The following is a 14376-nucleotide window of genomic DNA, read 5'->3' on the forward strand; positions in this document are numbered from 1 at the left end:
TGCTATAATCTTACAATTTCAAATAGGCTTCGACAAGCTCAGCTTGACAACGGATTATGAATAAAGAAAAACGAAAATACTTACAACTCTCTGGACTTGAGCCATTAATAATTACGCCTGAATCCAATTTTGTAAATGTAGGAGAGCGAACTAACGTTGCTGGCTCACGAAAATTTTTACGTTTGGTCAAAGAAGAAAAGTTTGACGAGGCTTTAGACATTGCCAGGCATCAGGTAGAAGGAGGCGCACAGATTATAGACATTAATATGGATGATGGTTTGATCGATGGTAAAGAAGCTATGGTCAAATTTTTGAATCTTATTATGGCAGAACCCGATATTGCCAGAGTGCCTATCATGATTGATAGTTCAAAATGGGAAATTATAGAGGCCGGATTACAGGTAGTGCAAGGGAAATGTGTTGTGAATTCTATCAGTCTTAAAGAAGGAGAAGATGAGTTTATAAGGCATGCCAAAGCCATAAAGAGATACGGTGCTGCGGTGATCGTAATGGCGTTTGATGAAGTTGGACAAGCAGATAACTACGAACGACGCATAGAAATTTCTAAACGATCTTATGATATTTTAGTGAATCAGGTAAAATTTCCGCCAGAGGATATCATATTTGACCTTAATATTTTTCCAGTTGCTACAGGAATGGAGGAACATCGCAAAAATGCTATTGATTTTATCGGAGCAACAAGATGGGTAAGAGAAAACTTACCACACTGTAGTGTAAGTGGTGGGGTAAGTAACGTTTCCTTTTCTTTTAGAGGAAACAATCCGGTACGGGAAGCCATGCATTCTGTATTCCTATATCATGCCATCAAAGCCGGAATGAATATAGGAATTGTAAACCCTACCATGCTGGAAGTGTATGATGATATCCCCAAAGACCTCCTGGATCATGTAGAAGATGTGATTTTGGATAGAAGGGATGATGCTACAGAACGATTATTAGATTTTGCAGAAACAGTTGTAGGAATAAATAAAGAGAAAACCGTAGACCTTTCCTGGAGAGAAGAACCGCTACAAAATAGAATTACCAGAGCCCTTGTAAAAGGAATTGACCAATACATCGTAGAAGATGTAGAGGAAGCACGGCAAAAAGCAGACAAGCCTATCGAAGTTATAGAAGGTAACTTAATGACAGGCATGAATGTCGTGGGTGATCTATTTGGATCTGGTAAAATGTTTTTACCGCAAGTCGTAAAATCTGCAAGAGTAATGAAAAAAGCAGTAGCACATCTGCTTCCGTTTATTGAAGAAGAAAAAAAGAAAAACCCAAAAACTGTTCAGGGTAATGGCTCTGCAGGAAAAGTATTGATGGCAACTGTAAAAGGTGATGTTCACGATATCGGAAAAAATATAGTTTCAGTAGTGTTGGGTTGCAATAACTATGAGATAGTAGATTTGGGTGTGATGGTACCACCAGAAAAGATTATTCAAACTGCAATTGATCAACAAGTTGACATCATAGGATTAAGCGGATTGATAACTCCGTCACTAGATGAGATGGTATATCTGGCCAAGGAAATGGAACGTAAAAATTTCAAAGTTCCACTCTTGATAGGTGGAGCAACCACCTCAAAAGCGCATACAGCTGTCAAAATAGATCCACATTACAAAAATGCCGTTGTTCATGTTAATGATGCATCCAGAGCAGTAACTGTAGTGGGTGATTTATTAAATAAAAGGAACAATCAAAAATATGTAGGTGATTTAAAAGAGGACTATGAGAAATTTAGAGAGGGATTCCTGAAAAGAACAAAGAAAAAAGAATATTTGTCTATTGAAGAAGCTCGGAAGAACAAGTACAGTATAGATTGGGCCACTTCTGAAGTAGTACGACCTAATCACCTCGGGATACAGGTGATCGATGATTTTGATATTTCAAAATTGAAACCTTACATAGATTGGACTCCTTTTTTCAGGTCATGGGATTTACACGGGAAATATCCTGGTATTTTATCTGATGCGGTCGTAGGTAAGCAAGCAACATCTTTGTTTCATGATGCTCAAGAACTATTACAAAAAATATTTGATGAGAAATTATTGACAGGCAAGGCTATTTTTGGACTGTTCGAGGCCAACACAGTAAATGATGATGATATCGAGGTAGTAACAAAACATGGAGAATTCAAATTTCGTACACTACGTCAACAACTTAAAAAACACGCTGGTAAACCTAATTTTGCGTTATCAGATTTTATAGCTCCAAAAGAGAGTGGAGTAAAGGATTATATAGGCTGTTTTTGTGTGACCACAGGTTTTGGTACCGCAGCATTAGCCAAAGAATTTGAGGCAAATCATGATGATTATAATTCGATAATGATCAAAGCGCTTGCAGATCGTTTGGCTGAAGCTTTTGCAGAATATCTTCATGAAAAAGTTCGTAAAGAAGATTGGGGATACGCAAATGACGAAGCACTGTCTAATGAAGACTTAATAAAAGAGTCGTATAAAGGGATTCGGCCAGCACCGGGGTATCCTGCTTGTCCTGATCATCTTGAAAAATTAACAATCTGGGAATTATTGCAAGTAAAGGAAAAGATTGGAGTTGAATTAACTGAGAGCTTAGCGATGTGGCCCGCTGCATCGGTATCTGGATATTATTTTGGAAATCCTGAGGCCAGATATTTTGGATTAGGAAAAATAAAAGAAGATCAGGTCAAGGACTTTGCCGGGCGAAAAAATATAGATTTTGAATATGCCAAGAAATGGTTGAATCCAAATTTGCAAGAGTAAGGATTAAAAACTAAATGTAGCTGTCTAGAAAGTCGTCATTTCGAGAGAAGCGAAGGAAACTGTTAAATTTAAGTTACTGATAAACAGATTACTTCTCCGCCCAAAGGCAGATCGTAATGACGTTTTCTGATCCTTTTTAGACAGCCCACAAAACCGATCAGAAGAAGTAAAATTAATACATAATAATCTTATGACATGGGGCGAAGGCTCAGCGAGGATGATTATAAAAAATAATTGCGTTAGGGATTGAAGCGACATCCTTTTACATTTATTGTACCCTGAGGCTCTCGAAGGGTACAATAAATGTAAAAGATATAGCTGAAAGCCCGCTCGAACGCCATTAAAAAAAGATTAGAACCATAAACTTAAAAATGAAAGTTACAGATCATATAAAAAATGCAAAAGGCAAAACTTTGTTCTCATTTGAATTAATACCACCACAAAAAGGAAGAAGCATCCAGGAATTATATAATAATATCGATCCTTTGATGGAATTCGATCCTCCTTTTATAGATGTAACCACTTCTAGAGAGGAATTCATTTATATTGATAAAGATGGTCTTTTAGATAAAAAATTAACCCGTATGCGTCCTGGTACGGTGGGTATTTGTGCTTCGATAAAACATAAATACAATGTAGATACTATTCCGCATGTACTTTGTGGGGGGTTCACAAAAGAAGAAACAGAATATTTACTGGTAGACTGTCATTATTTGGGTATTGATAATATTATGGCTTTACGTGGAGACGCAATGAAAGAAGAAAAATACTTTACTCCAACAGAAGGGGGTCATTGTTACGCAAATGAGCTAGTCGAGCAAATTGTTAACATGAATGAAGGACAATTTTTACATGAAGTTATAGAAACCGATAATAAATCTGACTTTTGCGTGGGAGTTGCAGGTTATCCCGAAAAGCATATGGAAGCTCCATCGATGGACTCTGATATTCGAAGGTTAAAAAATAAGGTAGATGCAGGAGCAAATTATGTGGTTACCCAGATGTTTTTTGATAATAAGCGGTATTTTAATTTTGTTGAAAGAGCCAAAGATGCAGGGATCAATGTCCCAATAATCCCTGGAATCAAACCAGTAGCCGTAAAAAGACATCTTCAGTTATTGCCGCAAGTTTTTAAGTTAGATATGCCAGATGAATTGGTAAGAGCGATAGAGAAATGCAAGAATAATAAAGAAGTGAGAGAGGTTGGGGTCGAATTTGCAATTCAGCAATCTAAGGAGTTAATGGACTATGGGGTGCCGGTCTTGCACTACTATTCAATGGGGAAATCCGATAATATTAAAAAGATCGCTTCAGCAATTTTCTAAACATAAAATTCGTTATTTTTTTATGTTTTAAGATAAAGTTGATTATTTTACTATAATTGCTACTTTTGCCGGATGATAAAACGGATATACCTGTTATTATTTGTAGTGTATTTTCAAAGCCATGCTCAAGACGAATCAAAAGCATATTATACCTTCGATGTCAATAATTTTTATGGTACTATCCTTAAACATAACCCTGATATCTCTCATTTAATCACGGGGCATCCTTCTGGAGTTATTTTTTCTTTTCAACGTAAAACATTTGGCGATGAAGTGTGGCAACGATTATATAATAATCCAGAATACGGAGTTTCTTTTATTTACCATGACTTAGATAATCGTTATCTTGGTGAACATTTTAGTATCTATGCCCATTATAATTTTTACTTTTTAAAGCGAAATTTAATGCTTAGACTAGGACAGGGAATGGCTTACAGTACGAATCCTTATGACGAAGATGATAATTTTAGAAATATTGCACATGGATCACATTTAACTAGTGCTACGTATTTCCTTTTGAATTTTAAAAAAGAAAATCTTTTAAAAGGATTGGGGCTTCAAGCGGGATTAGGAATTGTGCATTATTCTAATGGAAATGCCAAAGCACCCAATAAAAGCACTAATACTTTATTTTTAAACGCAGGAGTAACCTATTCTTTAGATGAAAAATTTCCAGAATATGCCAAAAAAGAAAAAGGATTGGTTAAAGGTTCAGAACCATTTGGTTATGGCTTTTTGTTTAGAAGTGGCGTTAATGAAAGTGATGTGGTAGGATCTGGAAGGTTTCCCTTTTACACTATAGGTGCTTTTATCGATAAGCGAATAAACAAAAAAAGTGCATTTCAGTTAGGTGCCGAGCTATTTTTTTCTGAGGCATTAGAACGATTTATTGATTTCAGAGCTACTGGAGGTTTTAATGATGGCACCACAGGTGATGAAGATGCGAAGCGACTGGGGATATATCTGGGTCACGAGTTACGAGTAAATAAGATATCGGTCTTAACCCAATATGGATATTATGTGTATTATCCTTTTGATTTCGAAGGGCAAACCTATCTTAGAGCTGGACTGCGATATTATTTTACTAAGAATATATTAGGAGAATTTACAGTGAGATCACATGCTGCTAAGGCAGAAGCCATGGAATTTACCATTGGATATAGGTTATAGTAAATTAGGATGTACTATTTTAGAAGTACGATGTTGATAAAAATTTAAATGTTAGACTGAGCTTGTCGAAGTCTTTCTCATAAATATGCAAGTGGTAAGAATTATTTTAATATTGAGTGCTTTGCTGGTAATAGGATGTGATTCTGAAAGTGCATCAGATTGCTTTCAAAGAACAGGTAACATTATTAGACAACAAGTAGCGGTTGCAAATTTTACCAAGATTTTAGTAAATCCAAATGTAGAGTTGATACTCAAGGAAGGAGAAATCACTTCAGTAATTATTGAGACAGGAGATAATTTGTTAAATGAAGTGTCTGCAACAGTTGAAGACAATCGTCTTATTCTAAATGACACTAATGATTGTGCTTTTTTCAGGGACTTTAATCAAACCAAAATTTTTGTAACGGCACCAAATATTACCGAAATTAGAAGTGCCACACAATTTGATATTTCGTCTGATGGTTTACTAAGCTATCCTAACTTGAGTTTATTATCTGAAGATTTTAACGAGGATACAGGAACTACAACCGGAACCTTTCATCTAACTGTAGATTCTCAAAATATAGCTGTTGTTTCAAATAATATTACTTCTTTTTTCATTTCAGGAAGAACTAATGATTTAAGTGTCAGATTCTTTTCAGGGATAGGAAGGTTTGAAGGAGGTGATTTGATAGCACAAAACGTAAATATCTACCATAGGGGGACCAACAAAATTATCGTGAATCCTGTAAATTCTCTGCGAGGTGAACTACGAAGTACTGGGGATTTAGTTTCTTTAAATAGACCTCCGGTAGTAGAGATTGAAGAGTTCTTTACGGGCACGCTTATATTTCAATAAAGACCAAAGTCTAATTCGTAATACACAAACATAAATCTACTAAGCTTTACCAGTTAATTCTCTAAAAAGGCTTTCCAGATTTTTATTTTTTCTTGATAATTGAAGTATTTTCAATTCATTATCATGTGCGAAGTCAAATACTTTTGGACGCATATCAGTAGAAGTTTCAAAAGTAATTTCATATATAAATCCATTGGTATTTCTTACTTCAGAAACATAAGGTAGTTTTTGTAAAAACGCTTCTTCAACTCGGTAATCAAATTCAACATTTATAATTTGATTTTTGTCATCAATCAAATCTTTTAAATTCTTATCAGCAACAATGGTTCCTTTATCAATAATGAGTACTCGATCACACATAGCCTCTACTTCTTGCATGATATGTGTAGAAAGGAAGACGGTTTTCTTCTTGCCGATTGATTTAATTAATTCTCTAATTTCTACAAGTTGATTGGGATCCAGACCAGTAGTTGGTTCGTCCAAAATCAAAACTTGCGGATTATGAAGTAAGGCACAAGCTAATCCTACACGCTGTCTATAGCCTTTAGAAAGTTGATCGATTTTTTTATTTACTTCTGGGGTTAACCCTGTTAATTCGATGACCTCTTCTATTCTTGATTTTGAGATTTTATATATCTGGGCATTAAATGATAAATATTCTCTTACATACATTTCGAGATATAAAGGATTATGTTCTGGTAAATATCCTACACTTTTTTGAACCTCTATAGACTGGTTGTCGATTTCAAAACCATTTACGATGGCTTTACCCTCTGATGGATCCAAATAAGTAGTCAAAATTTTCATCATAGTTGATTTTCCAGCCCCATTAGGTCCTAAAAAACCAACAATTTCTCCTGGTTTTACCTCAAAACTGATATTGTTTAATGCTTTTTGCTCTCCGTAAGACTTTGAAATGTTTGATACCGATATGGACATGCATAGTTATTTTTGTCAAAAATAAAGAATTAGATTTCCTAATGTAACGAGTATTCGGGAATATTATGATTTCTGGGTCAAATAAAAAACTCAGATGTGTGTTTGATTTCTTTTAGTACGAAAGTACTGTTTAAAACCCCGATGTTTTCAATCTTTGAAAGCTTGGTCTTTACAAAGTCATGGTAATCTTCTAAACTTTTGGTGTGTATTTTTAGAATAAAATCTACCTGGCCTGCCATATGATAACATTCCTGTACCTCTTTTAGGTTTTGAATTTGTTCTTCAAATTTTTCTATAAAAGCCTCGTTATGATAGCGCATTGAGACCTGGCAAATGGTTGTTACAGATCTATCAATAAGTTTCTTATCAAGAATTGCTACATACTTTTTTATGAATCCTTGTTTCTCTAGCCTTCGTATTCGTTCATAGACGGGTGATGAGGTTAAGTTAAGGATATTTGCAATCTCCTTTGCTGTTTTTTTAGAGTCTTCTTGTAGGATTCTTAGTATCGTAATATCTGTCGGATCTAGATGTTCCATTTCATTTCCAAAAATTTACTTTAAAAGTTTAAATAGGTATTCTTAAATAGTAAATATAGTTTAATATTGTTTATTTGACAGTAAAATTCACTTATTTATATATCAAACAAGGTTTTAAAATCTACTTTTTGTACTTTGCTAAGTGAATAATACTTTTATTTATGAATACAAAAACAAAAGTTTTAGTTATTGGAGCTAACGGGCAATTAGGTTCTGTTTTGATCGGCGCTCTTCAGAAAAAATTTGGAATAGAGAATGTTATAGGTTCTGACTTAAAGAAAAAAGAGGATTTTCATGGCATATTCGAAATTGCCGATGCAACGAATCAAGAGAGGATTCAGGAGTTGGTTTCCAAATATAACATTACACAGATTTACCACCTGGCAGCCATACTTTCTGCCAGAGGTGAAGAAAATCCGCTACAGACTTGGGACATCAATATGAAAACATTGTTTACGGTGCTAGAAGTTTCGAGATTGAATACTATTGATAGAGTGTTTTTTCCTAGTTCGATTGCTGTTTTTGGGACAGGAGCTCCCTTGAAAAATACCCCCAATAATGCATATTTAGATCCAGCAACTGTTTATGGCATGAGTAAAGCGGCCGGAGAAAATTGGGCACAGTATTATTTTTTAAAATATGGATTGGATGTACGATCACTAAGATACCCTGGAGTTATTGGATATCAATCATTACCAGGAGGGGGAACTACCGATTATGCTGTAGATATTTATCATAAAGCAGTACTTAACGAAGAGTTTGTTTGTTTCTTAAAAGAAGATACAACGCTACCCATGATATTTATGGATGATACTATAAGAGCTACACTTGAACTCATGGATGCTCCTAAAGAGGACATTAAAATCCGCACTTCTTATAATGTAGCAGGAATTAGCTTTTCTCCTGCCGAAGTGGTTGCAGAAATTCGTAAATTATATCCTGATTTTAAAGTGAAGTATGAACCAGATTTCCGCCAGGATATTGCAGCAAGTTGGCCAAAAACAATAGATGATTCTGCTGCGGCTAAGGATTGGGGTTGGAAACCAGAATATAATCTAGAAATGATTACTCAAACAATGATCCAAAAGCTAAAAGAAAAGTATAAAACGGGATCAAAAAATTTGGAGACTTTACTTTTTTGATTCAAATACTTTAAAAAGAACTCAATTAACAATTAAGAATAAAATATAGCAGCTTATGTTTTCAAATATTAAAGATGATATACAAAAGGAATTAGACGAAATTAGAGAGGCAGGACTATACAAATCTGAGCGTATCATTGTTACTCCTCAAGGCGCCGAAATAGACACCACCAAAAATAGTCATGTGTTAAATTTTTGTGCCAATAACTATTTGGGACTTTCATCACATCCCGAAGTTATAAAAGCAGGTAAGGCAGCAATTGATTCCCATGGTTATGGGTTGTCATCGGTAAGATTCATTTGTGGTACGCAGGACATACATAAAGAATTAGAAAAAAAGACAGCAGAATTCCTCGGAATGGAGGATTGTATCCTGTACGCTGCTGCTTTTGATGCTAACGGAGGATTATTTGAGCCTATTTTGGGGCCAGAGGATGCCATAATTTCTGATGCTTTAAATCATGCTTCTATTATCGACGGAATTCGTTTATGTAAAGCCAAGCGTTTTAGGTACGAGCATAATAACATGGTCGATTTAGAAAAACAACTAGTGCAGGCTAAGGGTGCCAGAAGAATATTAATTGTCACCGATGGATCTTTTTCTATGGATGGGACTATCGCTCAATTAGATAAAATTTGTGATTTGGCAGATCAATATGAGGCTATGGTCATGATAGATGAATGCCATTCTACTGGATTTTTGGGTAAAACGGGTCGTGGTACGCACGAATACAAAAATGTAATGGGTCGCGTAGATATTATTACCGGGACCTATGGGAAAGCACTTGGTGGTGCTTCAGGAGGGTTTACCGCAGCTCGAAAAGAAATTGTAGAGATGTTACGACAGCGTTCAAGGCCCTATTTGTTTTCAAATACCGTAGCACCTTCAATTGTGGGGGCTTCCATAAAAGTTTTGGACTTACTTAGTTCGTCAACAGAGCTTCGGGATAAATTAGAAGAAAATACAAAGTATTTCAGATCAGAAATGACCAAAGCAGGATTTGATATTATCCCTGGGGATCATCCAATAGTACCAGTTATGTTATATGAAGCAAAGTTAGCACAAGAATTCGCTGCTAAGCTGTTAGACGAAGGGATCTATGTTATAGGATTCTTTTACCCGGTGGTACCCAAAGGAAAAGCGAGAATTAGAGTTCAATTATCTGCAGCGCATGATCGTAATCACCTGGAAAAAGCGGTTAAAGCCTTTACAAAAGTTGGTAAAGAGTTAGGAGTTATTTAATTACAAACGTTTGTTAGCAATCTAAAACATAAAAGATTAGCAGTATTCTTTATGTTTTATTTGAAATATTTCATTGATATTAGAAAATAATTCAAAATATGATGATAATACTTGTTCAAGGGTGAAAAAAATAAAAAAACATTTTTAATAGTAATAGTTTTACCTAATTTAGCACTATAAAACATAAAATAGTGAACAACGCATTTACTTGGAACCGATTTTATTTTTTCTTCTTTTATTTTAAAAGTAAGATCGGGATTGCTATGTAAATAATAGTTTAAAGTATAGTTAGAATCCCGCTGAAAAGTCGGGATTTTTTTTTGACAAGAAAATTTAAAACGTTTGAGTAAAAAAGTTGCCATACAAGGAATAAAAGGATCTTATCACCACGGAGTAGCACAAGCATATTTTGGTGCAGATGTAGCAGTCGATGAATGCATGTCGTTTCGGGAATTGGTAAATAGTCTTGAAAGTCATAAAAGTACAGATGCTGTAATGGCTATAGAAAATAGTATTGCAGGCTCTATTATTCCTAATTATGCTTATATCGACGAGCATAATCTTACGATTAGTGGCGAGTATTTTTTACCAATACACCATTGTTTAATGGCGCTCGAGGGTCAAGAAATTTCGGATATTCAAGAGGTGTATTCCCATCCAATGGCATTGTTGCAGTGTAAAGAGTTTTTTAGATCTCGACCCCATATCAAATTAGTGGAAGATGCCGATACTGCAGATGTGGCTAAAAGAATCCATGAAAAACGACTCAAAGGAATTGCAGCGGTAGCAGGCGAGACAGCAGCTAATATCTATGACTTAAATATTTTGGCAAGAGAAATTCAAACCATAAAATCAAATAGTACTCGATTCTTTATTTTAAACACGAGAGAGAACTCAGGCGTAGAAAAGAAGCAAATTAACAAAGCATCATTGAAGTTTCTTACAGATCATAAAAGAGGGAGTTTAGCAACTGTCCTTAATGTAATGAGTGATTGTAATCTAAACTTGACCAAGATACAATCATTACCTGTAATCAATATGCCTTGGAAGTACTCCTTCTTTGTAGATGTGACTTTTAAGGATTACCAAAATTATGAAAAGGCAATGTCTATTTTAAAGATTATGGCCTTAGAATTAAAAGTATTAGGCGAATATAAAAATCAAAACGGATGAGTATTCAAACCGCAAAAAGATTAGAAACAGTAGAAGAATACTATTTCTCAAAAAAATTAAGAGAAGTCAGAGAGCTCGCGGCTTCAGGGAAACCGGTATTGAATATGGCTATCGGAAGTCCAGATTTAGATCCTCCTGAAGAAGTCGTTAAAGCTATTCAAGAAGCAGTAGTAGTAGATGGTGCCCATAAATATCAGAGTTATCAGGGGTTACCAGAATTACGACAGGCAATCGCAGATTTTTATGCAGATAAATATGTTGTGAACTTAAATCCTGAAACCGAAATTTTACCGTTAATGGGATCTAAAGAAGGTATAATGCATATATCATTAGCCTACCTTAATGAAGGGGATGAAGTATTGATTCCAAATCCGGGGTATCCTACATATGCATCAGTTACTAATCTTGTTGGGGCAAAACCAATATTCTATGATTTGGTTGAAGAAAATGACTGGGCGCCTGATTTTCATAGCCTTTCAAAAATGGATCTGAGTAAGGTGAAAATTATGTGGATTAATTATCCTAATATGCCAACAGGAGCCTCAGGAAATATAAGCATGTTTAAGAAAATTATTGATTTTGCCAAAAAACATAGCATTCTATTGGTAAAGGATAATCCATATAGTTTTATTTTAAATGACAGTCCGGTAAGTATTTTATCCATTGAAGGAGCAAAAGAAGTAGCATTAGAGTTAAACTCACTAAGCAAAACCTTCAATATGGCGGGATGGCGAGTGGGTATGGTTAGCGGAAGTTCAGATAAAATTGAGGCGATACTTAAAGTAAAAAGTAATATGGATAGTGGAATGTTTCAAGGGATACAAAGAGGTGCTATTGCAGCTTTAAGAATATCAAACGGTTGGTATGATAAGATGAATGCTATTTATGAAAAGAGAAGAGAATTGATTTGGGAGTTGGCATCTCTTTTGGGCTGTAGCTATGATAAAACTGCCAAGGGTATGTTTGTATGGGCAAAACTGCCAGAAGGAACAAATGCGGTAGATTTTATCGATACTATTTTGTATAAGAATGATATTTTCATAGCTCCGGGAGATATCTTTGGGAGTAATGGTAAAGGATATATTCGTTTTTCGCTTTGCATTACACAAGAGAATATAAAAGAAGCAATAAAAAGGCTACAAGTAACAGCATGAATGTATTCATAATAGGAACAGGACTAATAGGCGGCTCGTTTGCCATAGACATTAAAGCAGCTTTTAACGAAGCCTTAATTTATGGTATCGATCAAAATGAAGAAAACCTCAATAAAGCTTTAGCGCTAGGGGTTATAGATAACAAAGCGTCTTTAAAAGGCCTTAAAGATGCGACTATTGTGATCATAGCGATACCTGTAGATGCCACAGTAACTATAATTTCTGAGGTTTTAGATGTAGTGTCTGATGACTGTTTGGTTTTTGATGTTGGATCTACCAAACAAAAGTTATGCGAAGTAGTATCAAATCATCATAAAAGAAGAAATTATTTGGCTGCACACCCTATTGCAGGTACAGAATTTTCTGGTCCTGAAGCAGCTGTTGCTAATTTATACAGAGGGAAAACCAATATTGTTTGCGAGGTAGAAAAAACTGCCTTCAAATTGCAGGAAAAAGGAATGGAGATTTTTTCGAGATTAGGAATGCGGATTCGTTATATGGATCCTGTTTCGCATGATAAACATATCGCCTATGTTTCCCATTTATCTCATATTAGCTCATTTATGTTAGGTAAGACGGTAATTGAAAAGGAAAAGAACGAACGTGATATTTTTGACATGGCAGGAAGTGGTTTCGCATCAACAGTAAGATTAGCAAAAAGTTCTCCTGCTATGTGGGCACCAATTTTCAAACATAACAAAGAGAATGTAATCGAAACGCTACAAGAGTATATTACAAATCTTACTCAGTTTAAAGAATTAATGGAGAAAGATGATTTTGATGAAATTTATAAAGAGATGGAAAGCACAAACCATATTAAATCAATTTTAAAAGGAATAAACTAAAGATTTATTAGTTGTCATTCCGGCGTAGGCTGGAATCTAATAAAATAGTTAGCCTTACACAAAAAAACTTAATTTAAAGAATAAAAGATAGAAATGGAAAATAAAAAAGAACTTAGAAACTGGTTAGATGCTTATAATTTAGATCATCCACTAGTGATTGGTGGACCGTGTAGTGCAGAGACCGAAGAACAAGTACTAAAAATTGCACATCAGCTTAAGGATTCTGATGCTACTGTATTAAGAGCCGGTATCTGGAAACCAAGAACCAGGCCCGGGAATTTTGAAGGAGTTGGTGCTCTGGGGTTAAAATGGCTTCAGAGAGCAAAAGAAGAAACCGGAATGAAAATTGCTACCGAGGTAGCCAATCCGCATCATGTAGAGTTGGCCTTAAAGCATGATATAGACGTATTATGGGTTGGTGCTAGAAGTACCGTGTCTCCATTTATCGTTCAGGATATAGCAGATGCTTGTCAAGGGATTGATAATCCCGTTCTGATTAAAAATCCTATAAACCCAGACTTGTCTTTGTGGTTAGGAGCTGTAGAACGTTTTTATACGGCAGATGTAAAAAATCTAGGGGTTATTCACAGAGGGTTTTCAACCTACGAAAAAACAAAATATCGTAATATTCCTGAATGGCAAATTCCTATTGATTTACAAAATCGCTTCCCAGACCTCCCATTGATTTTAGATCCATCCCATATAGCTGGGAATAGGGATTTAATTTTTGATCTTTCTCAAACAGCCTTAGATCTTAATTTTGATGGATTGATTGTAGAGACGCACTATGATCCCGATAACGCATGGAGCGATGCAAAACAGCAGATTACGCCAGAAACATTAATTCAGTACATGAAAGATTTAAGAATAAGAAAAGAAATCGGTGATGATGAAGCGTATCAAAAAGCACTTAGTGAACTTCGGGCTAAAATCGATATAGCAGATAATCAATTATTGGAAATCTTATCAAGAAGAATGAAAATATCTGACGAAATTGGTAAAGTGAAAGCTAAACAAAATGTCGCTATTCTTCAATCAAAACGTTGGAATGAGATTTTGGGTAAAATGATTCTTGAAGGTGAAGAAAAAGGACTAAGTGAAGAATTTATGTTAAGAATTTATAAAGCAATTCACCAGGAATCTATTAATCATCAGAAAAAAGTTGCCAGAGGATGATAAAAAAAAGGTCTAAAAAGGTGTCATTCCGAGCATAGCGAAGGAATCTGTCAAATTTAAGTTGCTGAAAAACAGATTACTTCAA

Annotated in this window: 12 protein-coding genes; 10 read left to right on the top strand and 2 right to left on the bottom strand. The window is 35.2% G+C overall.

What is annotated here, in order from left to right; all coding sequences use genetic code 11:
• Positions 1-56 precede the first annotated feature (56 nt).
• From metH to ACFSJT_RS20355, 4 genes are all read left to right on the top strand, one after another.
• Positions 57-2747, top strand: coding sequence for a methionine synthase (gene metH / locus ACFSJT_RS20340; protein ID WP_378322199.1), 2691 nt, complete (start codon positions 57-59; stop codon positions 2745-2747).
• Positions 2748-3118: 371 nt separating this feature from the next.
• On the top strand, positions 3119-4072 hold the full coding sequence (metF, locus tag ACFSJT_RS20345) for a methylenetetrahydrofolate reductase [NAD(P)H] (RefSeq protein ID WP_378322200.1): 954 nt from the start codon (positions 3119-3121) through the stop codon (positions 4070-4072).
• A gap of 72 nt (positions 4073-4144) precedes the next feature.
• On the top strand, positions 4145-5242 hold the full coding sequence (locus tag ACFSJT_RS20350) for an acyloxyacyl hydrolase (RefSeq protein ID WP_378322201.1): 1098 nt from the start codon (positions 4145-4147) through the stop codon (positions 5240-5242).
• Between the two features lie 85 nt (positions 5243-5327).
• Positions 5328-6080 carry a head GIN domain-containing protein gene (locus tag ACFSJT_RS20355; protein ID WP_378322202.1) on the top strand — a complete coding sequence of 251 codons (753 nt, stop codon included), beginning with the start codon at positions 5328-5330 and terminating at the stop codon, positions 6078-6080.
• Between the two features lie 39 nt (positions 6081-6119).
• Here ACFSJT_RS20355 and gldA read toward each other — a convergent pair whose 3' ends face one another.
• A complete protein-coding gene (gene gldA / locus ACFSJT_RS20360) occupies positions 6120-7019 on the bottom strand; it encodes a gliding motility-associated ABC transporter ATP-binding subunit GldA (protein WP_378322203.1) in 900 nt (299 codons plus the stop codon).
• A gap of 77 nt (positions 7020-7096) precedes the next feature.
• A complete protein-coding gene (locus ACFSJT_RS20365; RefSeq protein WP_378322204.1) occupies positions 7097-7558 on the bottom strand; it encodes an Lrp/AsnC family transcriptional regulator in 462 nt (153 codons plus the stop codon).
• Between the two features lie 161 nt (positions 7559-7719).
• Here ACFSJT_RS20365 and ACFSJT_RS20370 point away from each other — a divergent pair, with 161 nt between their 5' ends.
• From ACFSJT_RS20370 to ACFSJT_RS20395, 6 genes are all read left to right on the top strand, one after another.
• The gene (locus ACFSJT_RS20370; RefSeq protein WP_378322205.1) at positions 7720-8700 is read left to right on the top strand and encodes an NAD-dependent epimerase/dehydratase family protein; all 981 of its coding nucleotides are present in this window, start codon (positions 7720-7722) and stop codon (positions 8698-8700) included.
• 55 nt (positions 8701-8755) lie between these two features.
• Positions 8756-9943 (top strand): glycine C-acetyltransferase, encoded by a 1188-nt coding sequence (gene kbl / locus ACFSJT_RS20375; protein ID WP_378322207.1) that lies wholly within the window; start codon positions 8756-8758, stop codon positions 9941-9943.
• 342 nt (positions 9944-10285) lie between these two features.
• Complete coding sequence (locus ACFSJT_RS20380; RefSeq protein ID WP_378322208.1) at positions 10286-11116, top strand: prephenate dehydratase; 831 nt, start codon at positions 10286-10288, stop codon at positions 11114-11116.
• Positions 11113-12270, top strand: coding sequence for a pyridoxal phosphate-dependent aminotransferase (locus ACFSJT_RS20385; RefSeq protein ID WP_378322209.1), 1158 nt, complete (start codon positions 11113-11115; stop codon positions 12268-12270). The genes ACFSJT_RS20380 and ACFSJT_RS20385 overlap by 4 nt, the downstream gene beginning before the upstream one ends.
• Positions 12267-13115 carry a prephenate dehydrogenase gene (locus tag ACFSJT_RS20390; protein ID WP_378322210.1) on the top strand — a complete coding sequence of 283 codons (849 nt, stop codon included), beginning with the start codon at positions 12267-12269 and terminating at the stop codon, positions 13113-13115. The genes ACFSJT_RS20385 and ACFSJT_RS20390 overlap by 4 nt, the downstream gene beginning before the upstream one ends.
• A 93-nt stretch (positions 13116-13208) precedes the next feature.
• Complete coding sequence (locus tag ACFSJT_RS20395; RefSeq protein WP_378322211.1) at positions 13209-14291, top strand: chorismate mutase; 1083 nt, start codon at positions 13209-13211, stop codon at positions 14289-14291.
• The last annotated feature ends 85 nt before the right edge of the window (positions 14292-14376 follow it).

This window comes from Aquimarina celericrescens (genome assembly GCF_042682765.1).
Taxonomy (GTDB): domain Bacteria; phylum Bacteroidota; class Bacteroidia; order Flavobacteriales; family Flavobacteriaceae; genus Aquimarina; species Aquimarina celericrescens.

Coding starts and splice junctions, on each gene's coding strand:
- ACFSJT_RS20390 (WP_378322210.1), top strand. CDS start 12,267: ATGAATGTATTCATAATAGGAACAGGACTAATAGGCGGCTCGTTTGCC.
- ACFSJT_RS20370 (WP_378322205.1), top strand. CDS start 7,720: ATGAATACAAAAACAAAAGTTTTAGTTATTGGAGCTAACGGGCAATTA.
- ACFSJT_RS20395 (WP_378322211.1), top strand. CDS start 13,209: ATGGAAAATAAAAAAGAACTTAGAAACTGGTTAGATGCTTATAATTTA.
- ACFSJT_RS20365 (WP_378322204.1), bottom strand. CDS start 7,558: ATGGAACATCTAGATCCGACAGATATTACGATACTAAGAATCCTACAA.
- kbl (WP_378322207.1), top strand. CDS start 8,756: ATGTTTTCAAATATTAAAGATGATATACAAAAGGAATTAGACGAAATT.
- ACFSJT_RS20350 (WP_378322201.1), top strand. CDS start 4,145: ATGATAAAACGGATATACCTGTTATTATTTGTAGTGTATTTTCAAAGC.
- metF (WP_378322200.1), top strand. CDS start 3,119: ATGAAAGTTACAGATCATATAAAAAATGCAAAAGGCAAAACTTTGTTC.
- metH (WP_378322199.1), top strand. CDS start 57: ATGAATAAAGAAAAACGAAAATACTTACAACTCTCTGGACTTGAGCCA.
- gldA (WP_378322203.1), bottom strand. CDS start 7,019: ATGTCCATATCGGTATCAAACATTTCAAAGTCTTACGGAGAGCAAAAA.
- ACFSJT_RS20355 (WP_378322202.1), top strand. CDS start 5,328: ATGCAAGTGGTAAGAATTATTTTAATATTGAGTGCTTTGCTGGTAATA.
- ACFSJT_RS20385 (WP_378322209.1), top strand. CDS start 11,113: ATGAGTATTCAAACCGCAAAAAGATTAGAAACAGTAGAAGAATACTAT.